The following is a 22,891-nucleotide window of genomic DNA, read 5'->3' as shown; positions in this document are numbered from 1 at the left end:
GCCGTTTTTTGGGGCAGCTATATAAGGCACCCGTTCCGATTCGTTCTGTTAGAGCCCGCAGTTCCACCCTGTCGTTCCGTATTATTGACCCGAATGAAGAACGTTACTTCGCTTACTGTTGCGCTTAGCTGCCTGCTGCTATCGGCCTGTCACCGGCCAGTGGCTTATTTTCAGCGATCACCACACGCGCCGGCTGCCCGGCTGACCGTGACTACCCCGCCCCCGGTATCATCCGAAACCGTCAACGATCGGACTGCCGAAGAGCTACCGGCACCAGCGGAGCCATTGGCCCCGGTACTGGCGTCGACGGCGAGTCCGGTGGCCGTATCGCCGGGGGGGCGTGTGAAGCAGCACCTGGCCCGGATCAGTGCCATGCGGCCGGCCGAGGCAAAGGCGCCCGTCGATCAGTGGCAGCCCAAACCGAAACCCAAGCCGAAGATGCGGCTGGGCAACAAGATTCGGGACGCTCTGGGCATGCCCCTGCGCGAAGAACTGAACTGGTGGCAGCGGATCAGCTGGAAACTGAAGGCATCGGTAATCGTGATCCTGATTGCGGTGCTGTTCGCCATTCTGCACGTCACGATTCTGGCCATTATATTCGGGCTGGTGGGGGCTTTTCTGCTCCTGAGTGGCCTCCGGCGGTCGTTCAAAGTGCGCCGACCCTGGTTCTAGCAGGAGCGGGTGTGCGTTATCCGGGATACTGACGAACAGCCATGCTCCGTGTTTCCTATATGACAGGGCTGAAGCCACGTCTAATCAGGTTGCGAAGGCAGCTGTTCACTGGTGTTAGACCGGCGGATGATCCGGTAAATGACCGACATGACGAGGTTGTTTTTACCCGTCGACGCTACCGGTGTAAACTGCCCCTGCGCAAAGGAGGCCGGGTTGTAGTTGGTCTGGTTTACCCAGCCCAGCTGCCCCACCCACCGTTGTGAGAACTGGTAGCCCAGGCCGGCATAGAGCCGGTTTCGTTCGAACGCCGGCCCCCGTGGATTCAGAAAAATCTCGTCGTAGACCGAGGCAAACACGGTACCTGTGCCGATGGTATGGGCGTTGAGCGGTACAAAGAGATTGAGCCGGTAGCGGAGCCGGTTGCGAAACTCCTGCGTACCCCCGCGAAAGTCGAACCACCGCTGCTCGAGCCGATAGCGGTGTTCGAACCGGATGCGGCTCAGGTACTGGTTCAGCACCAGTTGCTCCCAGAGCCGTTTTTCGACGTTGAGCGGCCCGGCCGGCAAGTCCTGATAGTCGTTAGTCTGGTAGCGGCCACCGGCTACCATGGCCGTAATGTTTTTATCGAGGTCGTAGGTGACGCCCGCTTTCAGTTCGTTGTAAAAATACTGCTGGAACAGGCCATTGGAACGTGCCTGTACTTCGGCGTAACCACCCCACCGGCTGCTCGTCGAGCCGGGCATCAGCACCGTGCCGATAAACCAGGTTCCCCAGGTGTTGGTGGGCTGCGACACCGTTTGTGCCGTTGTGCGGGCACCCACAAACAGCAGGGCCAGTAGTAGTCCGATATGCCTAAACCAAATCATGTCCGCAAAAATAGCGGTCGATTGGTCGGGAGTTTCAGACCACAGGATAAATAGGGTGGGGCATGGGGTGGCTCCTACCGGATAAACCGGATGGAGAGCGGGTAACGGTAATATTCCCCATTGTTGGCTTTTATAGCGGCAATAACCGTAAACACCAGCCAGACAAGGCCTACTACCCAGATCAGCACAATGCCGACCAGCACAATGATCAGCAGGAGCGACACTGCTGCGGCCAGCGCCATGGTAATCTGAAAGTTGACAGCTTCCTTCCCGTGATAGTCGACGAAAGTCGACCGGTCTTTCTGAATCTGCCAGATAATGAGCGGCAGCAGTACGCTGCCAATAACCACAACCGTACCGGGCAGGGCGCTCAGGTGCACCAGCATGGCCCACAGCCGGGCATCCTGATCGCTTAGTGGGGTATTGGTTTGGGTGGAGGGGGGCATGGGTGTCTGTTCCATGGTCGGATGCGGGGTTTATGGCTACCTAAAGTGACCATAAAGGTGCTGATAGTCAAGGGTAACTACGCAAACGGTCGGGAAGCTGCGCCGGCTGGAGACAGGAACGGATAAAAACGCGGGCCACGGTCTGTCGAGTCGTGGCCCGCGGGTACTAGGCTTTCAGATCGATGGTTCGGCCGGTTTCGGCAGCGCGGTAAATGGCCTGGAGCAGGCGCACGTCGCGCAGCCCTTCTTCGCCGGTAATGTGGTCGGGGAGGGGCTTGTTCTGCGCCAGCACGGCACATACGCCATCCATGTGCATGGCCTGGTGATTGACAACCGGTTTGTCGATGGGACCCTTGCTGGTGCGGCCTTTTAGGGGGCCGTAGCCAAAGGCCGGCGACAGCTCGAACCAGCCATTCTCACAGGAGGCATAGAGCCGCTCCACACCAGCGGTATAACTCGTAGTGGAGTTGCTGACAGCCCCGCTCGGAAACCGGAACTGCCACGATAGGGTCTCTTCAACTTCCCTGAACTTGTCGGGCTCGGTTTTAGGCGAAAACTGGGCCGTTACCGAGATCGGTTCTTCGCCCGTGACGTAGCGGGCGCCCTGCACGGCGTAAATGCCGACATCCATCAGCGGGCCGCCCCCGGCCAAGGCCTTTTTCATGCGCCACTGCGTAGGATCGCCGATGCGGAAGGCATCGCTCGACTCGATGAACTTGACCGGGCCGAAGACCTTCTGTTGCCCCAGTCGCATAACTTCCTGGGTGAATGGCTCGTAGTGAAGCCGGTAGCCAATGGCCAGCTGCCGGTTGGCTTTCTTACAGGCGTCGATCATGGCCTGGCAGTCGGCGGGCGTAATGGCCATCGGTTTTTCGCAGATGACGTGCTTGCCGGCCTGGGCTGCCCGAACCACGTATTCGCGGTGCATCGAGTTGGGTAGCACCACGTACACCACGTCGATGTCTTTGTTGTCGGCAATCCGGTCGAAGGTCTTATAATCGTAGACGTTGGCTTTGGGGATGTTATATTTCGACATCCACTCCTCGGCTTTGGCGGGTGTGCCGGTCACGATACCGGCCAGGCGGCAGTGCTGCGTTTGCTGCAGGGCAGGAGCCAGCTGATTTTTGCTGTAACTGCCCAGGCCTACGAGGGCAATGCCCAGCTTTCGGCCCGGCTGAGCCGATTCGATGGGGCGGCCGAACACATCGGTCAGCGTAGGCAGGGTAAGCGCCGTAGCGCCCAGGCCCGCCAGAAAATGGCGACGGGAAAAAGAGGTATCTGTCATCAGACCAGTATCGGGTTTGCGTAAAGCTATAAATACTGGCGTACTACAAAACCTACTGCTCAGTAAGTCAACCTGTTTTGTTAGGCAATGGCGTGCCTACAGCGCACTGCCCATGCGGCCATACACATCGCGGTACACCTGAATGGCGCCGGCTTCGTCGATGTCGAGTACGGAGTACGTGACCAGCACCGGAACGGGGGCAGGGAACTGGATCGTCTGGGGCGTAGCGCGAACGGCGCAGCGGGTCAGGTAGTCGGGTCTGAAGTGTGGTCGGCCCAGCAACAGATTGGCGAGTTCGGCCGGCTTTTCGACCCGAACGCAGCCGTGGCTCAGAAACCGGTTGGCCTGCCTGAACAGGTGTCGGGCATTTGTGTCGTGGAGGTAAATCGCGTAGGGGCTCGTAACATTGATTTTCAGCAGGCCCAGGGCGTTGTCGCAGCCAGTCGACTGCCGCAGCCGGTAGGGAAAGGCCGCAAGGGGGGCGGCCCAGTTTATCGTAGCCGGATCGATCGGCCGTCCCTGCGTGTCGATCACCTGCAGCTTCATAGCTGCCAGTCGCTCGGCGGGCGCCTGCCGAATGACGGGCAGCAGCTCGCGCAGCATAATCGACCGCGGTACATGCCAGTAAGGATAGGTAACCAGACTCGGCACCCAGGCGGTAAACGAAGGGGTAGGCGTATCGGGTTTGCCCAGAATAACGCGGCTGGTGAGCAGCGTATGGCCCCGGCGGTCGACTACCCGCAGCGTGGCCGACGGAATATTGATCAGAATACGAGTTGTGGACCGGAACCGGTTGATCCAGCGGTAGGTGTTCAGGGTTTCCTGTACCTGTTCGATGGTCAGGGCATCGGCCATGTAGTCGTCGACCAGGCAGCGCATGCAATACGCTTTCAGCCGCAGGTACTGCTGATCGTGCGATTCGAGGGAATCGAGCAGGGGGCACCAGTCGGCCCCAGCGCTGAACTGCCGAATCAGTCGTGTCAGTCGGGTTGTATCGAGCGGAGCAGCTACGCCCTGATACTGCATCTGGCGGGGTACATGGCCATACACAATCTCCGTAACGAACTGGGCCAGCCCGGCCGAGTCGGGCAATGTTGTGTCGGTCCGGGCCACGCCAATCGACTGGCCGTAGTTTCTCAGGCGGTTCCAGTCGTCGGTCGATTGGGCCAAACCCATGAATGGGAGGGAGCCGAAAAGGAGCAGGAGAAGGAAGGGGCGCATAAGGTTCGTAGCATGGTATGTGCTACAAAGGTGGTTGCTGGCCGCCTGGCAGGCCCTGACAGCAATCAGGTCTACACCCGCATCGCGTCACGCGTCCGTATGATCGGCATCAGGGGGCAAGTACAGACAGCGTGCACTGACTACCCTGGTCCGGACACTCGTCGGCCGTCCTGTTGTTGGGTGTGATTGAGCCGCCCGGCCCGCAGCATGCCAGCCGGACGGCTCGATCAGTGTCGGTCAGGCAATCGAAATCTGGATGGTGGTTACACACCGCTCCGGATACATGCTGTCGATGGTATGGTAGACCTCACGAACCGTGTTGCCTTCGGTATAGCCTGCGGCTGAAAAGGCCCGGAACAGGTCGTCGTACAACGCTGGCAACTCACTCCAGGGCCCCGTATGGGTATGCGTCACGCAGCGGAATTCAGGCAGGTCTACGTAAGCGTATTCGGTAGCGGAGTCGCCTGCCTGCTGGATGGGCAGTAAAACGTCGAGCCCGAACGGCTGCGTATCGTCACCGGTTGCTCCGTTGTAACGCCACTGCAGGGGACCGTTGGCGATGAGGCCAAGTCGGGTAGCTTCGGCATACAGGGCCGGGCCAAGATGCCGATGGTTGGCCAGCTGCAGGAGCGTAGTAGTAACGCTGGCGCACAGGGCGGTAAAGGCAGGAATGGTCGTGGGCGTAAGCCTGGAAAGGGTGCGTTGGGCGGTCTGCATGGAAAACGGGTGTTTGGTACCCGACAAAGCTCGGTGTCGGTAGTGACAGCCCTATGTCAGCAGCCTGCCGGCCTTATGCGCCATAATGAGCCGTCAGCTCGCCCATAAAGGTGCGGATCTGCTCCCGTACCGAATCGGGACTGACGAGTTGAACGGCGTTGCCAAACAGCAGCAGCCAGCGCGAGAGTCCTAGGGTGTATTCGGTCAGAAATGTCATTTGTGTACCCGCGTCGGTAACTGTTTCCGATACGAACCCATGATCGTAGCGGTCGCGTTCGGCAAAGCGGGCGGCTCTGGCCGAAAAAATAACCACAACCTCAATAAGCTGCCGATTGGTTCGGAGCCGCTGCAGGTAGGCCTGCAGACTCAGCCGGTTTTGGTGCCGGAAGGTATCGCTCAGCTCGGTCAGTTGCCGGATCCGGTCGACCCGAAAATCGCGGTAATCCTGCCGAAGCTGGCAGTAGGCAATCAAATGCCAGCCAATGCCGTAGTGGTTGAGGCCAATGGGTTCTACGACCCGTTGTGTCGGCTCATGTCCACCCGACACATAGTCGATCCGGAGGCAGTGTTGCCGTACGAGTGCGCCCTGAATAACCATCAGAAGCTGATCGGAATAGGGAACCGGGCGGGCTCGTTGGGTTACTTCGACCTGGCTGGCCAGTTCGTCGAGGTGTTCCTTCTCGTGGCGAGACAGTACCGCCTTGATTTTATAGAGTGCCGAGTCGAAGGAGGTATGCAGCGACTGATCGGCTATACTGGCCACGAGCTTGCCGCCTACCAGCAGCGCACTGGCTTCGGCGTTGGTAAACATCACCGGTGGTAGCTGGTAGTTGGTCAGGAAATAACCGATGCCGGCTTCGGCACCGATGGGAACGCCGGCTTCTTCGAGCGCCCGAATATCGCGGTACACCGTGCGTAGACTCAAACCAAAACGGTCGGCCAGTTCCTGCGCCTTCACAACTCGTTTGCTCTGCAGGTGAATCAGGATAGCCGTCAGGCGGTCGATACGGTTCATAGCGCCGAAAGCAGTTTGGGGCGCAATACAACAAAAAACGGGCACGAATCACAACCCTGCTACCCGACCACTACAAAAAAAGGCGGCCCTGAATCAGGACCGCCTTTCCGGTTTTCGTTGTTGATGTATAGGTGAATGCTTAAAAAATATACTTGTTCTCGGCAATCATGGCGTCGGCAATGGTCCGACGGGCATCTTTGAGGTTCATCGGCTCGATCTTGGTGAACCGTTTCATACCCATCAGCATGCCGCGCAGCTCGTCGCCCTCGGCAAACGAGGTGATGGCCGCCCGGCCAGCCTGGTTTACTTTCTCCACGGCTTCGTGCAGGTAAACCAGCGCAATCTGCTTCTGCAGCGCTACGGCTTCCTCACCGTTCATACCAATCAGCTTTTCGACGCGCAGCAGTACCGATTCGGCAACGTACAGCTCAATGGCCATGTCGGCAATGTTCATCAGGATTTCCTGCTCATTCGACAGGTTCATCATGAACTTCTGTACGGCACCACCGGCTACCAGCAACGTTGCCTTCTTGAGGTTTTTCAGGATTTTCTTCTCGGCAACGAAGAGCCCTTCTTCCTCCTCCGAATTGAAGTCAGGAATCGACAGGATTTCTTTGCCAACCGCCATAGCGGGACCCATCAGGTCGAGTTCGCCTTTCATGGCCCGCTTCAGCAGCATGTCGACAACCAGCATGCGGTTGATCTCGTTGGTGCCTTCGAAAATCCGGTTGATCCGGGCATCGCGGTACGAACGGTCCATCGGCGCATCGGCCGAGTAGCCCATACCACCGTACACCTGCACACCTTCGTCGACTACATAGTCGAGAACTTCCGAACCGTGTACTTTCATGATCGCGCACTCGATGGCGAACTGCTCGAGGGCCTGCAGCTTGGCCGACGCATCGTCCATGCCTTTTTCCTTAAGCACCTCAATCATGTCGTCGATATTCTGACCAGCGCGGTAGCTGGCCGTTTCCGACGCATATACTTTAATGGCCATCTCGGCCAGTTTGTGCTTGATCGCGCCAAACTGGGCAATCGGCGTTTTAAACTGCCGGCGTTCGTTGGCGTACCGAACGGCATTATTGATAACTTCTTTACTACCTCCAATGGCGGCAATACCCAGTTTGATGCGGCCGATGTTAAGAATGTTTACGGCGATCTTGAAGCCATTGCCCCGCTCCGAAAGCAGGTTTTCGACGGGTACCTTTACATCGTTGAAGAAGATCTGGCGGGTGTCCGACCCTTTGATCCCCATCTTATGCTCGGGTTCGTTCATCGTGATGCCTTCGTAGCCTTTCTCAACGATGAAGGCCGACAGGTTTTTATCGAGCTGGCCGTTGCCATCGTCGATCTTGGCGAACACGATAAATACATCGGCAAAACCACCGTTGGTGATCCACATTTTCTGTCCGTTCAGCACATAGTGAGTGCCATCGTCGGTCAGTTTGGCTTTCGTTTTACCCGAATTGGCATCCGACCCCGAATCGGGTTCGGTCAGGCAGTAAGCGGCTTTCCACTCACCCGAAGCCAGCTTGGGCAGGTATTTCGATTTTTGATCGTCGTTACCATAGTACACAATCGGCAGGGTCCCGATACCGGTGTGGGCCGACAGCGCTACCGAGAACGAGTGTCCGCCCCCCGTCACTTCGGCGACCAGCATGGACGTGTTGAAGTTCATGCCGAAACCGCCGTAGGCTTCGGGTACGCCCGTACCGAGCAAACCGAGTTCACCAGCCTTATCCATCAGCGATGAAATCAGCGCGGGCGACGTGGCTTTGTCGATTTCGTCGAGCCGGGGCCATATCTCACGTTCCAGAAACTCCCGGCAGGTGGCCGCGATCATCTGTTGCTCTTCCGTAAACTCCTCGGGTATGAAAACCTGGTTGGCGGTTGTCTCTTTGATCAGAAATTCGCCCCCTTTGATGGACGATGTTGGTTCTGTCGCAATCATGACTTCAGGGTTTGTTATGCTTGCATACTAATTATGAAGCAAAGTAATGAATTTGGTAGATAGTATGCAAGCATACTATCTATATTTTTTTGTCTTTTTCGAAGGTGTCTGTCCGCTCAGGCATGCGATATGCAGGGGTTAGCGCATCAGCGCGCCATCCCGCCTTCGGCCGGCACCGTACAGGTAAATAGTCGGCTCCGGATTGGCGGTTATTGAGACGCATGTGTATAATTGACTACTTTTGACAATTTGGAGCACTATTTCCTACCACAACACCAACTGAAATGGATCGAAGCGTAGTGAGACGGGTTGTGCTCAGTTGCGTGCTGACTGTTTTCTGGGGGTTGGCACAGGGGCAGGCCGTTCCGGAAGTACCTTTTGATATTGAATTCGCCGGCGTTACGGTGCATGTCAATGAGCAGGCTCGCCAGCAGGTTCAGCGCGAAGTCGATCAGTTGTATGCCAACCGTACCGAATTGCTGCGGGATATCGAAGCGCTCCGGCAACTGACCCCACAGCTCGAAGTCCGCCTTACCGACGATCGGCTTCCGATCGACTTTCGTTATGTGGCTTTACCCTTCAGCAATCAGCCCGATTATGGGTATTGGGGGCTAACGATACAGGAAGCCAGCAAACTTAAACTGCGGGTCGATAACAGCATCGACGAGCGGTTTCATGCCCTTTTGGCCACCGATGCCGTATCGACCCGGCTGGGTGAACTGCAGGAGCAGTCGGGCAACTACGCCCAGACGCTGGTGCAATACCTGCAGGGCGTATCGCCGACCGAACGGCGCCCTGCCAGCAAATATGCTACGTACCTGTTGCTGACCGAGCGTAATCCGGCACTGCTCTGGAAAGTGCTGGCCCGCAAACTGGCCTTCGAGCGCGAAGAACCGGTATTCAGACCGGCGCGGATTTTTATCCTGTTCGACTATCCCGACGGAAGTGGCCAGACGCTGGCCGGCCTCGCCAAACAACTGTCGCTTACTGAAGAGCGGTTTTCGCCCTTCAATCAGTGGCTCAAGGTACCGACGATTCCGGCAGGCAAGCGCTATCCTGTCCTGATCCGGGTGACGACGGAAGAATTTCCGGTGGTGAAAAACCAGGCTGAGGAGCGTAGCCGTCGGACCGATCCGCGTGCGCCCGACACGGGCTTTCCTACCCTGGTGAAACTGCCGCAGAAGCCTGTCAGCCTCTACGCACCGGCGGTTTACTACACCATCAATGGGTTGCCCGGTGTTCAGGCCCAGTCGTGCGATAATGTGATCACGCTGGCCTACTATGGCGATATATCGATCAAGTCGTTTGTCGAGTACAACGACCTGACTGAACAGGACGTTATTCGCCCCGGCCAGATCTACTACCTGGCCCGCAAGGCCAACCGCGCCAAGGTGCCTTTCCACGTTATTCAGCGGGGCCAGACCCTGCGCGATGTATCGAACATATACGGGGTCAGGCTGGCGTCGCTGCTGCGGTTCAACCGGGTAGCGGCCAACCAGCGGGTGCAGACAGGCCGCATTATCTGGCTTCAGAAGAAACGGCCATCGAGCCGCCCGCCCGAATACCAGCAGATGCCGGCTTCGTCCGATACCAGCACGCCAGAACTGACCCAAACCGAAAATGCTGCCCCAACCGCACCGGCTACCATACTGACTGCCCCAACCAACAGCCAGGTCAGTCCGGATACGGTAGCCGCCCTCGACCGGGCCGACAGTGTCGGCACCAGCGAGCCTGACAGCAATGCCCTGCCCGATACATCGTGGACGGAGCCGGTCGAGAACCTGAAACTGCACATTGTAAAGCCCGGGCAGAGCTACTATTCCATTGCGCGTCAGTACGGCGTGACGGTGAAGCAGCTATATGCCTGGAACAACCTGAGCGAGCGTTTCCCACTTGCGGCCGGGCAGGAACTGATTGTAGACGTAACCCGTCCGAAGATCAAGCTTTCGCCCGATCGGACAAAAACGGTGGCCAAGCCGGTTGCCAGGCCAAAGACGGCACCCGTGGTTACTATTCCGAAGGCACCGGTAAAGACGCCCGTATCGGCCGATAAACCTGCGCCTGCACAGGCCCGGCCAGCTGTGACCGCTGCGCTTGGGGGCGGATCGATCGAGCCCACGCCCGGTAGCTATTACCACGTGGTGCAGCCTGGCCAGACCGTGTACCGGATTGCGCTGATCAACAAAGTAAGCGTTGACGAACTGGTCCGCTGGAATAATCTCAAGAACTTCACCATCGAGGTGGGGCAGCGACTCCTGATCCGAAAGCTTAAATAAACGACCACAACGAGAGCGGGGCTGCGTGACAGGCCATGGCGTTATTCCATGGCCTGTCACGCAGCCCCGCTTATCATAGGTTGACAGTACTTAGTTAAGCCGTTCGAAAATACCGGCTACGCCCTGACCACCGCCCACGCAGGCCGACACCATACCATATTTCAGGTCTTGCCGACGCATTTCGTTGAACAGTTGTACCGATAGCCGGGCCCCCGTCGATCCGAGAGCATGGCCGAGCGCAATGGCACCGCCATTGGGGTTGATCTTGCTCCGATCGAGACCAAGCTCCTGAATAACGGCCAGCGACTGCGCTGCAAACGCTTCGTTCAGCTCGATCAGGTCGATATCGTCCTGCTTGATACCGGCTTTCTGCAAGGCAATGGGGATAGCAGCTACGGGGCCGATACCCATAATTTTAGGCTCTACACCGGCCGATGCGTACGACATCATACGGGCCACTGGCTTCAGATTAAGTTCGTTGACCAGTTTCTCCGACATGACGATCACGAAAGCCGCGCCGTCGGACGTTTGTGATGAGTTACCCGCCGTGACCGATCCGCCCGCGGTGAAAACAGGCTTCAGCCGGGCGAGGCCGTCGGCGCTTGTATCTTTCCGCGGACCTTCGTCCTGCGCAACGGTCCATTCGCGGTTCTTTTTCTTGTTGCTTTCCGCGTCGAAATACGTCTCCGTTACCTTGATGGGTACGATTTCGTCGGTGAATTTGCCGTCCCGCTGGGCTGCCAGTGCCTTCTGGTGTGATTCCAGAGCAAACTCATCCTGCGCATCGCGGCTGATGTTGAACTGCTGGGCAACCTGTTCGGCCGTGAGTCCCATACCGATGTAGTAGTCGGGATGTGTTTTGGCGATTTCGTAGTTGAGCGCCGTTTTCCAGCCCATAACCGGAACCATCGACATCGATTCGGTACCGCCGGCAATGATGCAATCGGCCAGGCCCGCGTGAATTTTTGCCGATGCAATGGCAATGGCTTCGAGGCCCGAGCCGCAATACCGGTTGATGGTGAAGCCAGGGACACTGTTGGGGAGCGACAGCAACGCGATGTAGCGGGCAATCTGCATACCCTGTTCGGCTTCGGGAACGGCATTACCCACAATCAGATCGTCGACCCGGGCAGGATCGAGCGCTGGAACCTGACCAAGCAGGTGTTTGATGACTTCGGCCGCCATGTCGTCGGGGCGGGTCAGTCGGAGGCCGCCCCGTGGGGCTTTGCCCACGGCCGTGCGATATCCGGCTACAATGTATGCGTCCATAAACGTACTGTGTTGATAACTGTTTCAGCAGGTAACTTACCGCAATAACCTACTTTCTGAGCGGAAAATTACAAAACTTGCCGAAATTATTATGCAAGCATACTATTATTTCGTGCAGGTGATTCAGCCTTAGCCACTGCTTTCGTACGCGTCCTGGCCGGCCTGTAAACAAAAAAACCGCTCGGCGGAGCGGTTTTTGTACCAGGTGTGACTGTGTGCGCTTAAAAGTGCCGATCACCGGCTTCGCGCTTGCCGAGCATAACGGCACCAACCATGGCGATCAGGAAAAGTACCGACGCCAGTTCGAAGGGCAGAATATAACTGCCATACAGCAGCTGTCCCAGCGTTTCGACCAGGCCTGTTTTGGCATTGAAGTTCATGGCGTTGGGAGCCGGCATCTGCGCGCTTTTAGCCCGGAAAATCATGATAAGCATCACCATCAGCGTTCCGCCCACAATTACCGAAGCAATTTTGGTAAGGTTGGTCTTTGCTTCTTCATCTTCTTTGCGAAGGTTCAGAAACATGATGGTGAACAGAAACAGTACCATGATGGCGCCGGCATACACAATGATGTTGACAGCGGCCAGAAACTGGGCATTCAGCAGAATGTAGTGACCCGACAGACAAAAGAACGTGGCGATCAGGGCCAGTACGCTGTAGATCGGATTGCGGGCCGTTACAACACCCATGGCACTGACCAGCGTCAGCACCGTCAGGAGCAGAAACAGATACCCGGTTGCATTGAGGGATTTTAAAAACGTTAACGTTTCAGTCATAGCTTGATTCGGTACAGTCAACAGAAAACACAACGGCGGTTCGGGTTCGCTAGGTAGCCGCCCGGGTCAGACTGGGTTCGGTAGGCGTGGCTTTTACTTCCGAGTTTTTGCGGATATAGCGGTCGTCCAGCTTCTCAACCAGTTTGTCTTTTCCGTAAACGACGTTATCGCGCTCGGTGAAAACAGGTACCATCCGGTCGTGACGGAGGTAAACCGCCTGTTTGGGGCAGGCTTCCTCACACAGGCCGCAGAAGATACAGCGCAGCATGTTGATCTCGTAAACGGCAGCGTATTTCTCTTCGCGATAGAGCGTTTCTTCGCCCTTCTGCCGCTCGGCCGCCACCATCGAAATGGCTTCGGCCGGGCAGGCTACGGCACACAGGCCACAGGCCGTGCAGCGCTCGCGCCCCTGCTCATCGCGCTTCAAGACGTGGTGGCCCCGAAAGACAGGTCCGAGGTACTTCTTTACCTCCGGATACTGGATCGTGGGTTTCTTGCGGAAGAAGTGCCTGATGGTAATGGCCAGCCCACCGATCACGGCCGGCAGATACATTTTCTCCGCCAGCGTCATTTCTTTATTGCTGACCTGTTTGGAGCGATTGGTAAGTTGCATATAAGTTGGTGTTGTCTGTGGTTTGTCGTTTCACCTGATCTGTGGTCGTAACGACAAACCACGAGCTACGAACTGATTAACTCCGTTGCGGTACAACCTGCTGTTTGGGCGCTTTTGCCTGCGAGCTAACCGCCAGTACAACCATGACGATCACGATCAGCCAGGTCGAGTACTTAAAGTTGTAAAGCAGACCGGCACCGGTGATGACGACGTTCAGAATCGAGAGGGGGATAAACGTTTTCCAGCCCAGGTTCATCAGTTGGTCGTAGCGGAAGCGGGGGAGCGTCCAGCGAACCCACATGAAGAAGAAGATAAAGAACAGAATCTTACCGAAGAAGACCACAAAACCGATGGCTGTGGCCAGGTTGTGACCCGTGATGGCACCCAGCGAATTCTCCAGCGCGTTGTTTACTTCGTTCATGAAGGGATAGTGGAATCCACCGAAGTAAAGCGCCGAAATGAAAGCTGATGACACAAACATGTTGATATACTCCGAGAAGAGGTACAGCCCCAGCTTCATCGAGCTGTATTCGGTATGGTAGCCGCCTACCAGCTCGGTTTCACACTCGGGCAGGTCGAAGGGGGTACGGTTACACTCAGCAAACGAACAGGTCAGGAAGATAATGAAGCCTAGGGGCTGCGTAAACACGTTCCACTCGAAGAAACTTGCCTGCTGATCGACGATGGCCCGTACTGACAGTGAGCCGGTCATCATCAGGATCGTGATCATGGACAGGCCCAGCGCAATTTCGTAGCTGATGTTCTGCGAAGCTGCCCGGATGGCGCCCAGCAGCGAAAACTTGTTGTTGGAGGCCCAGCCACCCACCATTACGCCATACACGCCCAGCGATACAACGCCGAATATGTAAAGAACGCCGATGTTGATTTCAATACCCTGCAGGTTTACGTCGTACTGAACGTTGTCCCACATGAAGCGGATACTGTCGCCAAACGGAATAACCGCACTCGACATCAGGGCGGTCAGCATGGCCAGCGACGGACCAAGAATAAACAGCCATTTGCTGGCCTGAGCTGGAATGAAATCTTCTTTGAAGAACAGCTTACCGGCGTCGGCAATGGGCTGCAGCAATCCCCACGGACCCGCCCGGTTTGGGCCCAGACGGTCCTGCAGAAAGGCAGCTACCTTACGCTCGGCGTAGGTCGAGTAAGTGGCGATCAGGAGCGATATCCCGAAAATGACCAGGATAATCAGCCCTTTGGTGAGTAATATGGGTAATGCCATTGCTGGTTAACTAAGTTGTCGTTGGTTGGCACACCGGCCAGTCAGCCGGCGTCTGATCAGGGTTCGGGGTCCATGGCCGAGGGCAGCACGGGGGCAAACCGCTCGGGTGGAAGCTGCTGAATACCCAGCTGCGACGTGTCCCGTTTATCATCGATCGCTTTGTACTCGGCAGCGGCCAGGCGCTGGCCAAACGATGGTTTCACGGTATCGGCGCGGTACTTGTTGGCACTGATGACCGAAGCCCGCGATACGTTGGTAGGGCCTTCAATCGTCCAGTCGCTGGTCTTTTTCTTCTCGAAGCGGCAGGTGTTGCAGATAAAGTCATTGACTTCACCCCACTCGTTTTTACGGGCCGTAACCCGAATCACTTCGTCGCCCCGGTACCAGAGCGTTACCTTGCCCGAGCAGGTCGGGCAATCGCGGTGCGCGTCGACGGGTTTGGTGAACCACACCCGGTTTTTAAAGCGGTACGTTTTGTCGGTCAGGGCTCCAACGGGACATACGTCGATCACGTTGCCCGAGAAGTCGTTGTCGATCGCTTTCTCGATGTAGGTGCTGATCTCGGAAGCGTCGCCCCGATTTAGCACGCCGTGCACGCGTTTTTCGGTAATCTGATCGGCCGTATACACGCAGCGGTAGCACAGGATGCAGCGCGTCATGTGCAACTGGATATAAGGGCCGATATCGCGCTTTTCAAACGTCCGCCGGTCTTCTTCGTAGCGGGTCGTCACTTTACCGTGATCGAAGGCAAAGTTTTGCAGGTCGCACTCGCCGGCCTGATCACAAACGGGGCAGTCGAGGGGGTGGTTCAGTAGCAAAAACTCCACAACGCCATTGCGGGCGTCGATTACCTGCGGGTTGGTTGTGTTTTCGACGACCATACCATCCTGAACGGCTGTCAAACACGACGCCACCAGCTTAGGCATGGGGCGTGGGTCTTTGGCCGAACCGGCGGCTACCCGCACCAGACAGGCGCGGCATTTACCACCGCTGCCTTTGAGGGGCTGATAGTAACACATGGCGGGAGGAGCTACCTCCGGCCCAATCTTACGGGCGGCCTGCAAAATGGTCGTTCCGGGCTCTACCTCAACGGCAATACCATCGATCGTTACGGTCAATAACTGCGGCTTTACGTCTTCCATATTTGTCAAACGGTGAATCAGACCGTTTCTAATCGTGATCTGAAGCTGGCTGGGAGCAGCCGGCTGAACTGGTTACTAAACTAAGGCCATCTCGCCCCGGTACACGGCTCCCGGCTGGGTAGCTTCGGTCGGGTGGTCGATGTGCCACTGAAACTCATCGCGGAAGTGCCGGATGGCGCTGGCCACGGGCCAGGCAGCGGCATCGCCGAGGGGGCAGATGGTGTTGCCTTCGATTTTCTTCGCTACATCGACCAGCAGATCGATATCCTGCTGATGGCCGTGGCCGTGCTCGATGCGGTGGAGTACTTTCTCCATCCAGCCCGTTCCTTCGCGGCAGGGGCTGCACTGACCGCACGACTCGTGGTGGTAGAACCGCGAAAAATTCCAGGTGTTCCGAACGATACACGAGGTTTCGTCGAACAGAATAAAGCCACCCGAACCCAGCATGGTGCCGGTCTGGAAACCGCCTTCCGACAGCGACTCGTAGCTCATCAGCCGCTTGTCGCCGTTGGCCAGATGCAGCGCCAGATTGGCGGGCAGGATGGGAACCGACGAGCCGCCGGCTACAAGGGCCTTGAACTTGTGGCCCGGCCGGATACCGCCACACCACTCATCGGCATAAATGAAATCTTCGACCGGCAGGCCCAGTTCAATTTCGTAGACGCCCGGCTTGTTGATATGCCCCGATGCCGAAATCAGCTTGGTGCCCGTACTGCGGCCAATACCAATGGCTGCGTAGGCATCGCCCCCGTTGTTGACAATCCACGACGTAGTGGCGATCGACTCGACATTGTTCACAACCGTTGGGCTCTGGTAGAGGCCTTTGACCGCCGGGAACGGCGGCTTGTTGCGCGGGTTGCCACGCTTGCCTTCCAGCGATTCGAGCAGGGCTGTTTCTTCGCCACAGATGTAGGCGCCACCACCGGGTTGAACGACCAGTTCGAGGTCGTAGCCCGAGCCCAGGATATTTTTACCCAGAAAACCTTTCGCTTTTGCTTCGGCGATGGCTTTTTCAAGAATCTTGATGACGTACATCAGCTCACCCCGAACGTAGATGAACGAGGTATTGGCGCCGAGTGCAAACGATGAAATAATCATCCCCTCGATGAGCAGGTGGGGGATGTTTTTCATCAGGTAGTGGTCTTTAAACGTTCCCGGCTCCGATTCGTCGGCGTTGCAGACCAGGTAGCGGGGAACGCCTTCGGGCTTGGCCAGAAAACTCCACTTCATACCCATTGGAAAACCGGCACCGCCCCGGCCGCGCACACCGGCCTTCTTTACCTCTTCGACGATGCCTTCGGGCGTCATAGTCTTCAGCGCCTTTTCAACCGCCGTATAACCACCCTGTTGCCGGTACACATCGAAGGTTTCGATGCCCGGAACGTTAATGTGTTCAGTTAAGATTTTGGTTGCCATGTGCGTTTATTTCGACAGCTCGTCAATGATTTCGTCAACGCGGTCGTTGGTCAGATGCATGTAGTACTGCTCACGAATCTGAAATACAGGGCCCATGCCACAGGCCGCCAGACATTCTACTTCTTTCAGGGTAAACCGACCGTCGACCGTGGTCTGACCGGTTTCGATACCAAGCCGCTGTTTCAGGTGGGCCAGCACGTCTTCGCCACCCATCAGGCAGCAGGGGCCCGTGCGGCAATACTCGATCACGTGTTTACCAACGGGCTCGAGGTGGTACATGGTGTAAAACGTGGCTACCTCGTACACCTCAATCGGCTGAATGTCGAGCATCCGCGCTACGTAGTCCATACCTTCGGGGCTCGTCCAGCCCTCCTGCTCCTGCAACAGGTGGAGCAATGGCAGCAGCGCCGATTTCTGTTTGCCAGCGGGATACCGGGCAATAATCGACTGGGCTTCGGCCAGCCGTTCCGGCGTAAACACTACAGTATTGTTGGTCTCAGTTGTCATGAATACTATGGGAATTGTCGGCCCGTTGATCAGCCCATGGCTGCCACGGGCTAATCAACGAACGTACCACTGCTACGCATCCAGTTCGCCGGCGATCACGTTCATGCTACTCATGATAACGATAGCGTCCGACAGGGTCAGGCCCTTGCACATTTCCGGATAGGCCTGGTAATAAATGAAGCACGGCCGGCGGAAGTGCAGGCGGTAGGGGGTGCGACCGCCATCACTGATGAGGTAGAAACCCAGCTCACCATTACCGCCTTCAACGGAATGGTACACCTCGCCCACGGGAGCATCGATTTCGCCCATCACAATTTTGAAGTGATAGATCAGCGCTTCCATGTTTTTGTACACCTCCTGTTTGGGGGGGAGGTAGTACTGGGGCGCGTCGGCATAGTACGATCCTTCGGGCAGGTTATCCATCGCCTGCTGAATGATGCGCAGGCTTTGCCACATCTCCTCGTTGCGCACCATGAAGCGGTCGTAGGTATCGCCACTCTGCCCCACCGGGATATCAAACTCGAAATCCTGATACGACGAGTAGGGGTTCATGACCCGCACGTCATAATCGACGCCGGCTGCCCGCAGGTTAGGCCCCGTGAAGCCGTAGCTCAGCGCACGCTCGGCCGAAATGCCGCCCACGTTGACCACCCGGTCCATAAAGATCCGGTTGCGGTTGAATAGGTTTTCGAACTCCCGCAACACGCCGGGAAACCGTTTTAGAAACTCGTTGATCTTGCGGATGGCCGTCGGCGACAGGTCGCGCTCCATGCCCCCGATCCGACCCATATTGGTGGTCAGGCGGGCTCCGCAGATCTCTTCGTAAATCTCGTAGATATTTTCGCGTTCCTGGTAGATGTAGAGGAAGCCTGTAAACGCCCCCGTGTCGACACCCAGAATACCGTTGCAGATAATGTGGTCGGCAATACGGGCCAGCTCCATCAGAATGACCCGGATATATTGTGCCCGCTTGGGAATATCGATGCCCAGCAGCTTCTCCACCGTCATGTGCCAGCCCATGTTGTTGATCGGCGATGAACAGTAGTTCATCCGGTCGGTCAGGGTGGTAATCTGGTAAAAGGGCCGCCGTTCGGCAATTTTTTCGAACGCCCGGTGAATATAGCCGATTGTCTGCTCACCCGACACGATCTTCTCGCCGTCCATCTGGAGGACGTTCTGGAAAATGCCGTGCGTTGCCGGGTGGGTGGGCCCCAGGTTCAGGGTTGTCAGTTCGTTGACGTACTGGACCGGACCCTGTTCGGCAGGCAGGTTTTGCTTGTTTATATCGAGTTCTTCGGAAATCATGCGAGTGAAGTTGTAAGGGTATAGTGTTATAAAGTTGTGGAGTCGTAAAGTTTAGAGTACTGACTAAACATTACAACGGGACAACCGAAAACGCTACACAGGTTCTATCGGCCAAACAAGGCATCAATCTTATCCTCCCGGGTACCATCTTCAAGCGGGTATTCTTTCCGCATCGGATGATAGTCCATTTCTTCCATGTTCAGAATCCGACGCAGATCGGGGTGACCGTCGAAGATGATGCCAAACAGGTCGAAGGTTTCGCGTTCCATCCAGTTGGCACCGGCAAACAGCGGGGTCACCGTTGGAATATGCACGTCGTCGGCGGTCAGATATACTTTTACCCGCAGCCGAAAGTTGTGGCTCAGGCTGTGCAGGTGGTAAACAACGCAGAATTCCCGACCGGGCGAGTCGGGATAGTGAATAGCCGTAACGTCGGTCAGGAAGCCAACCTGCAGGGTTGGATCATTCTTCAGGAACGAAATCAGCGGATAAATTTGGTCCCGGCTGGTCGACAGCGTCAGCAGATCATACGGATCGTCGAAATCGCTTACGGAATCGCCAAACTGGTTAATGAGGATCTGCGCAACTTGCTCGTTGGTCAGCATAATGGGGGAGTTGGTGAGCAGCACTCCGGTTCGGCCGGCGAGGGGCGGGCCCGAACCGGAGTGCTGCTGCTTCGCTATTGGATATTGTACGAATTCAGCAGTTTCTGATACTCCTCGGTATTACGCCGACGGAGCGATTCATTCTTGGCCAGTTCCTGCACCTGCATAACTCCGTCCAGAATCTGCTCCGGCCGTGGCGGACAACCCGGTACGTAAACGTCGACGGGAATAATTCGATCGATACCCTGCAACACGCTGTATGTATCGAAAATGCCACCGCTCGATGCGCAGGCACCGATAGCGATAACCCAGCGCGGCTCGGCCATCTGCAGATAAACCTGCTTCACGACCGGTCCCATCTTCTTAGCGATGGTGCCGGCTACGAGCAGCATATCAGCCTGCCGGGGCGAGAAGCTGGGCCGCTCCGACCCGAATCGGGCCAGATCGAAGGTCGATGCCATAGTCGACATGAATTCGATGCCGCAGCAGGATGTAGCAAAGGGCAGTGGCCACAGCGAATTGGCCCGGGCCAGCCCAATGATTTTATCAAATGATGTAGCCTGAAAGCCGGCACCCTCGTAGCTGGGGGGACCTTCAACTATCTTAATATCAGAAGCCATACACAGCGAAATAATTGTCTACTTGATTAACAGACAAATCCGGGTTTAGATTCGCCCGGATGGCTATTCCCACTTTAAAACGCCCTTGCGGATAACGTAGTAAAAACCAGCCAGCAGCAGACCCATGAAGAGTACCATTTCGATGAAGCCAGCCAGGCCGAGGCCTTTAAAGTTAACGGCCCAGGGGTACAGGAAGATAACCTCCACGTCGAACAGAACGAACAGGATGGCGATCAGGAAATATTTGATCGAGATGGGGGTTCGGGCGTCACCCTGTACCGGAATGCCGCACTCAAACGGATCGTCTTTTTTGAGGCTGTGACGCTTGGGACCAATGGCGTGCGTGACCAGCATCGTGGTAACGATGAAGCCCAGGGCCAGACCCATTTGAATCAGCACCGGCAAGTAGTCGGCGGGTACATAGGTTGCATTCATGATACGATTGGGAAATACGCGGATCAAAGGTAAGGATAAAACCGGTTGACCCCTGTAGTTGTTGCTCGATGGTTTGTCGATACAATAGTCAAAAATACGCGCAACCAGGCAATTGGCCAAGTCGCGCCCCGGTTTGCGCCGGTCGGGTCCGGTCTGTGGCTCATAAACGCCGAAAAGCCCTCTGATGAAGGCTTTTCGGGATAAGACGGACAGGCGTACTACCGGCTGACGATGACCCGGCGCGAAACATCGAAGCTGGCCGACTTGACCCGGATGATGTAGGTGCCGGTTGGCAGGTTCGACAGATCGACGGCTTTGCGTTCATCGAACACGGGCACCGTGTAGCTGGCGAGCAGTTTACCCGTCAGCGAAAATACCGTGATCTGCGCGTCGAGCAGGTTCTCGATGGTTTCGAGCGTTACCTGACCCGTTGTGGTCGGGTTCGGATACGCACTCAGCCCACCCAGGCTGGGGTCGAACGTAAATTCGCGGACGCTGCTGAAGTCAGAGTAGCAGGTCAGATTGTTGGTATTGTCGATGGTGAACGTCGATTTGGTACGGGCCGAATAGCTGGCCGTAACCACTACTTTGATGACGGGCGTGGTCTGGGGAACAACCGTTCCCGACCGGCGCCAGTCGAACTGATCCAGCTGGGCACCCGTAAGGGTGGGGAGGGTTGCCTGTAGCGAGTAAGTACCGACCTGTTCGATGGTTGGAGCAGGTACCTTGGGCCGTACGGTGAGGGTGATGGGGGCCGATTGTGTCGACTTACACCCATATACATTGATCGACTGCGCGCTGTAGGTGCCGGATGTGCCAACTGCCAGTGACCGGCCCGAGAAGCCATTGCTCCAGAGGGCCGTACTGCCAGCGGTTGTGTTGGCTACCAGATTAAGTACCGAATCGGCACAAACCTGCTGCTGTGTGGCTGCGAGCTGCGTGGGCTGACTGGCCAGCGACAGGGTAGGAACGGTGGGCTGAATGGCAGTTTGGACATCGACCGTTGGCGACAGGAAGGTGTTACCGAACTTGTCTTTCAGCGTGGCCTGGTAGGTACCCTGTCTGTTGACGGTGATTGCCTGGGTGCGCTGACCCGTTTGCCAGGTATAACTGCTATACAGACCGGGCAATGATACATTTAGCGCGTTGTTGGCCGTGTTACAGGCTACCGTAACCGAAGGCTGAGGTAAGGGGGGCGAGGGTCGCGATATGGTGAAAAATACGGCGTTGAGACTTTCGAACCAGGCCTGCCCCAGCTTTACCAGCCCCTCGTCGCCCGCCTTGTTGCCAAAGTGAACGTTGCCTTCGAAGCGCGGGATCTGAATGTTGTCGGTAAAGGGTCCCGCAAATACGTTGTTATTGTAGGTATTAATAACGTCATTCTGAGCCTGAATGATGTCCTGGCTAACTTTACCCGAGTTATACGACGAGCGGGCCAGTACCCAGGCCGGATAGCGGTCGGTGTCGGCGCGGGTCTTATTGACCAGATACTGCATATTGCTGGCGTAGGTCTGCCGCGACGAGTTGAGCGGAACGTTGTCGTTTTCGCCCTGCTGCCACAGTACCGCCCGCAGGCCCTGCAGCGACGCGTAGTAGCGCAGGGCTATAATCAGGTTGGCGTAAGGCATGCCAGTCGGAAAATTCTCGTCGGGGGTGCCCAGCGCAAAAATGTTCTTGGTGATCTGACCGTCGGAGCTTTCTTTCCAGTTGTGAATAACGGTACCTTGCCAGGCCGTGTTGATAAACAGCACCGGTACATTATACTGTTTGGCAATCAGGTCGCCCAGAACCCCCCAGCACCAGGCACTCTGGCCGCGAGGACCGATCAGGGCTGTTGCATTGAGTTGCTGAAAACTAGGGGCTGGCGGATCGGCCAGCGAGTTGGCCTTGCTGTTGTCGTAGGTCACACAGTTGACACGGTCATCGGCTGCACCCGTAGCGCCAAAATTCTGGAATCCCTGTGCGTTGGACTGGCCGGTAATAATGAATACTTCGCCGACTCCTACCTTGCGGACAACGGAAGTACTGATAACATTGCCACCGGCAAATCCCTGTACTTCGAGCCGATACCAGCCACCCTGCACCCGGATAGCACCCTGAAAAATGCCACCCTGTGGGTTGCGCTGAATGGTTGTCCAGGCCGTATTGAATCCCTGTCCGGTTACTTCGGCTACCACCCGCGCCTGCACGCTGTCGACGGGCTGGTAATAGTTGCCTGATAAGTAAATCGTTGATCTATTGTCGTTTTCGCGCTGGAAAACGGCCCGGCTAACCGGATAGGTAATCTTGATCAGCTGGTTGTCTGTCTGCGCCCAGGCCGAGCCCGACAGGCTCACCAGGCCGAAGACAAAGCACCGGCATAGATGCAACATGTAGTTGTTTTTCATGGAATGATGCGATACAGTCTGCTTTACCAATAGGTTGGGCGACTGAAGTGTCCCAGTACAATAATCAGACCTTACTGATCTATTTTAACGGAGCAAGGTGGGCCTATTCCCGGTAAAATAC

21 protein-coding genes are annotated in these 22,891 nt (G+C 56.5%); 2 read left to right on the top strand and 19 right to left on the bottom strand.

The window, feature by feature from the left end; all coding sequences use genetic code 11:
* Positions 1-93: 93 nt before the first annotated feature.
* Positions 94-672, top strand: coding sequence for a hypothetical protein (locus tag ACYVAC_RS21340; protein ID WP_461099845.1), 579 nt, complete (start codon positions 94-96; stop codon positions 670-672).
* A gap of 80 nt (positions 673-752) precedes the next feature.
* Here ACYVAC_RS21340 and ACYVAC_RS21335 read toward each other — a convergent pair whose 3' ends face one another.
* The 7 genes from ACYVAC_RS21335 to ACYVAC_RS21305 form a co-directional block, all read right to left on the bottom strand.
* On the bottom strand, positions 753-1,538 hold the full coding sequence (locus ACYVAC_RS21335) for a DUF2490 domain-containing protein (protein ID WP_461099844.1): 786 nt from the start codon (positions 1,536-1,538) through the stop codon (positions 753-755).
* A 74-nt stretch (positions 1,539-1,612) separates the two neighbouring features.
* Complete coding sequence (locus tag ACYVAC_RS21330; protein ID WP_461099843.1) at positions 1,613-1,999, bottom strand: DUF4870 domain-containing protein; 387 nt, start codon at positions 1,997-1,999, stop codon at positions 1,613-1,615.
* A 151-nt stretch (positions 2,000-2,150) separates the two neighbouring features.
* The gene (locus ACYVAC_RS21325; RefSeq protein ID WP_461099842.1) at positions 2,151-3,269 is read right to left on the bottom strand and encodes a Gfo/Idh/MocA family protein; all 1,119 of its coding nucleotides are present in this window, start codon (positions 3,267-3,269) and stop codon (positions 2,151-2,153) included.
* A 96-nt stretch (positions 3,270-3,365) separates the two neighbouring features.
* The gene (locus ACYVAC_RS21320) at positions 3,366-4,490 is read right to left on the bottom strand and encodes a L,D-transpeptidase family protein (protein WP_461099841.1); all 1,125 of its coding nucleotides are present in this window, start codon (positions 4,488-4,490) and stop codon (positions 3,366-3,368) included.
* Positions 4,491-4,727: 237 nt separating this feature from the next.
* The gene (locus ACYVAC_RS21315) at positions 4,728-5,207 is read right to left on the bottom strand and encodes a GyrI-like domain-containing protein (protein ID WP_461099840.1); all 480 of its coding nucleotides are present in this window, start codon (positions 5,205-5,207) and stop codon (positions 4,728-4,730) included.
* Between the two features lie 73 nt (positions 5,208-5,280).
* Entirely contained in the window at positions 5,281-6,222 is a 942-nt protein-coding gene (locus ACYVAC_RS21310) for a helix-turn-helix transcriptional regulator (protein WP_461099839.1), read from the bottom strand.
* Positions 6,223-6,361: 139 nt separating this feature from the next.
* Positions 6,362-8,176, bottom strand: coding sequence for an acyl-CoA dehydrogenase family protein (locus tag ACYVAC_RS21305; protein WP_461099838.1), 1,815 nt, complete (start codon positions 8,174-8,176; stop codon positions 6,362-6,364).
* 284 nt (positions 8,177-8,460) lie between these two features.
* Here ACYVAC_RS21305 and ACYVAC_RS21300 point away from each other — a divergent pair, with 284 nt between their 5' ends.
* On the top strand, positions 8,461-10,452 hold the full coding sequence (locus ACYVAC_RS21300; protein WP_461099836.1) for a LysM peptidoglycan-binding domain-containing protein: 1,992 nt from the start codon (positions 8,461-8,463) through the stop codon (positions 10,450-10,452).
* A 90-nt stretch (positions 10,453-10,542) separates the two neighbouring features.
* Here ACYVAC_RS21300 and ACYVAC_RS21295 read toward each other — a convergent pair whose 3' ends face one another.
* The 12 genes from ACYVAC_RS21295 to ACYVAC_RS21240 all read right to left on the bottom strand — a co-directional run bounded on the left by ACYVAC_RS21295 (position 10,543) and on the right by ACYVAC_RS21240 (position 22,770).
* Positions 10,543-11,721, bottom strand: coding sequence for an acetyl-CoA C-acyltransferase (locus ACYVAC_RS21295; RefSeq protein ID WP_461099835.1), 1,179 nt, complete (start codon positions 11,719-11,721; stop codon positions 10,543-10,545).
* Positions 11,722-11,942: 221 nt separating this feature from the next.
* Positions 11,943-12,497, bottom strand: a complete 555-nt coding sequence (locus ACYVAC_RS21290; protein WP_461099834.1) for an NADH-quinone oxidoreductase subunit J family protein — start codon at positions 12,495-12,497, stop codon at positions 11,943-11,945.
* 49 nt (positions 12,498-12,546) lie between these two features.
* Positions 12,547-13,110, bottom strand: a complete 564-nt coding sequence (locus tag ACYVAC_RS21285; RefSeq protein WP_461099833.1) for a NuoI/complex I 23 kDa subunit family protein — start codon at positions 13,108-13,110, stop codon at positions 12,547-12,549.
* Between the two features lie 76 nt (positions 13,111-13,186).
* Positions 13,187-14,353: an NADH-quinone oxidoreductase subunit NuoH gene (gene nuoH / locus ACYVAC_RS21280; RefSeq protein ID WP_461099832.1), complete on the bottom strand. Its 1,167-nt coding sequence runs from the start codon at positions 14,351-14,353 to the stop codon at positions 13,187-13,189.
* A gap of 56 nt (positions 14,354-14,409) precedes the next feature.
* Entirely contained in the window at positions 14,410-15,495 is a 1,086-nt protein-coding gene (locus tag ACYVAC_RS21275) for an NADH-quinone oxidoreductase subunit G (protein ID WP_461099831.1), read from the bottom strand.
* A gap of 75 nt (positions 15,496-15,570) precedes the next feature.
* Complete coding sequence (gene nuoF, locus ACYVAC_RS21270) at positions 15,571-16,911, bottom strand: NADH-quinone oxidoreductase subunit NuoF (protein ID WP_461099830.1); 1,341 nt, start codon at positions 16,909-16,911, stop codon at positions 15,571-15,573.
* A 6-nt stretch (positions 16,912-16,917) separates the two neighbouring features.
* Positions 16,918-17,418, bottom strand: a complete 501-nt coding sequence (gene nuoE, locus ACYVAC_RS21265; RefSeq protein WP_461099829.1) for an NADH-quinone oxidoreductase subunit NuoE — start codon at positions 17,416-17,418, stop codon at positions 16,918-16,920.
* Between the two features lie 72 nt (positions 17,419-17,490).
* A complete protein-coding gene (gene nuoD, locus ACYVAC_RS21260; protein WP_461099828.1) occupies positions 17,491-18,723 on the bottom strand; it encodes an NADH dehydrogenase (quinone) subunit D in 1,233 nt (410 codons plus the stop codon).
* 104 nt (positions 18,724-18,827) lie between these two features.
* Positions 18,828-19,328, bottom strand: coding sequence for an NADH-quinone oxidoreductase subunit C (locus tag ACYVAC_RS21255; RefSeq protein ID WP_461099826.1), 501 nt, complete (start codon positions 19,326-19,328; stop codon positions 18,828-18,830).
* Between the two features lie 74 nt (positions 19,329-19,402).
* Positions 19,403-19,948 (bottom strand): NADH-quinone oxidoreductase subunit B, encoded by a 546-nt coding sequence (locus tag ACYVAC_RS21250; protein WP_461099825.1) that lies wholly within the window; start codon positions 19,946-19,948, stop codon positions 19,403-19,405.
* 63 nt (positions 19,949-20,011) lie between these two features.
* Positions 20,012-20,383, bottom strand: a complete 372-nt coding sequence (locus ACYVAC_RS21245) for an NADH-quinone oxidoreductase subunit A (RefSeq protein ID WP_461099824.1) — start codon at positions 20,381-20,383, stop codon at positions 20,012-20,014.
* A gap of 218 nt (positions 20,384-20,601) precedes the next feature.
* Positions 20,602-22,770 (bottom strand): T9SS type A sorting domain-containing protein, encoded by a 2,169-nt coding sequence (locus ACYVAC_RS21240; RefSeq protein WP_461099823.1) that lies wholly within the window; start codon positions 22,768-22,770, stop codon positions 20,602-20,604.
* Positions 22,771-22,891: the final 121 nt, after the last annotated feature.

It is taken from the genome of Spirosoma luteolum (assembly GCF_054778875.1).
This window is presented reverse-complemented; position numbering and strand designations above follow the sequence as displayed.

Excerpts from the sequence above, each read along its gene's own strand:
- ACYVAC_RS21275 (WP_461099831.1), bottom strand. The coding sequence starts at position 15,495 with ATGGAAGACGTAAAGCCGCAGTTATTGACCGTAACGATCGATGGTATT.
- nuoF (WP_461099830.1), bottom strand. The coding sequence starts at position 16,911 with ATGGCAACCAAAATCTTAACTGAACACATTAACGTTCCGGGCATCGAA.
- ACYVAC_RS21330 (WP_461099843.1), bottom strand. The coding sequence starts at position 1,999 with ATGGAACAGACACCCATGCCCCCCTCCACCCAAACCAATACCCCACTA.
- ACYVAC_RS21305 (WP_461099838.1), bottom strand. The coding sequence starts at position 8,176 with ATGATTGCGACAGAACCAACATCGTCCATCAAAGGGGGCGAATTTCTG.
- ACYVAC_RS21320 (WP_461099841.1), bottom strand. The coding sequence starts at position 4,490 with ATGCGCCCCTTCCTTCTCCTGCTCCTTTTCGGCTCCCTCCCATTCATG.
- ACYVAC_RS21250 (WP_461099825.1), bottom strand. The coding sequence starts at position 19,948 with ATGGCTTCTGATATTAAGATAGTTGAAGGTCCCCCCAGCTACGAGGGT.
- ACYVAC_RS21245 (WP_461099824.1), bottom strand. The coding sequence starts at position 20,383 with ATGAATGCAACCTATGTACCCGCCGACTACTTGCCGGTGCTGATTCAA.
- ACYVAC_RS21300 (WP_461099836.1), top strand. The coding sequence starts at position 8,461 with ATGGATCGAAGCGTAGTGAGACGGGTTGTGCTCAGTTGCGTGCTGACT.
- ACYVAC_RS21315 (WP_461099840.1), bottom strand. The coding sequence starts at position 5,207 with ATGCAGACCGCCCAACGCACCCTTTCCAGGCTTACGCCCACGACCATT.
- ACYVAC_RS21255 (WP_461099826.1), bottom strand. The coding sequence starts at position 19,328 with ATGCTGACCAACGAGCAAGTTGCGCAGATCCTCATTAACCAGTTTGGC.
- ACYVAC_RS21335 (WP_461099844.1), bottom strand. The coding sequence starts at position 1,538 with ATGATTTGGTTTAGGCATATCGGACTACTACTGGCCCTGCTGTTTGTG.
- ACYVAC_RS21240 (WP_461099823.1), bottom strand. The coding sequence starts at position 22,770 with ATGAAAAACAACTACATGTTGCATCTATGCCGGTGCTTTGTCTTCGGC.
- nuoE (WP_461099829.1), bottom strand. The coding sequence starts at position 17,418 with ATGACAACTGAGACCAACAATACTGTAGTGTTTACGCCGGAACGGCTG.
- nuoD (WP_461099828.1), bottom strand. The coding sequence starts at position 18,723 with ATGATTTCCGAAGAACTCGATATAAACAAGCAAAACCTGCCTGCCGAA.
- ACYVAC_RS21325 (WP_461099842.1), bottom strand. The coding sequence starts at position 3,269 with ATGACAGATACCTCTTTTTCCCGTCGCCATTTTCTGGCGGGCCTGGGC.
- ACYVAC_RS21340 (WP_461099845.1), top strand. The coding sequence starts at position 94 with ATGAAGAACGTTACTTCGCTTACTGTTGCGCTTAGCTGCCTGCTGCTA.
- nuoH (WP_461099832.1), bottom strand. The coding sequence starts at position 14,353 with ATGGCATTACCCATATTACTCACCAAAGGGCTGATTATCCTGGTCATT.
- ACYVAC_RS21285 (WP_461099833.1), bottom strand. The coding sequence starts at position 13,110 with ATGCAACTTACCAATCGCTCCAAACAGGTCAGCAATAAAGAAATGACG.
- ACYVAC_RS21290 (WP_461099834.1), bottom strand. The coding sequence starts at position 12,497 with ATGACTGAAACGTTAACGTTTTTAAAATCCCTCAATGCAACCGGGTAT.
- ACYVAC_RS21310 (WP_461099839.1), bottom strand. The coding sequence starts at position 6,222 with ATGAACCGTATCGACCGCCTGACGGCTATCCTGATTCACCTGCAGAGC.
- ACYVAC_RS21295 (WP_461099835.1), bottom strand. The coding sequence starts at position 11,721 with ATGGACGCATACATTGTAGCCGGATATCGCACGGCCGTGGGCAAAGCC.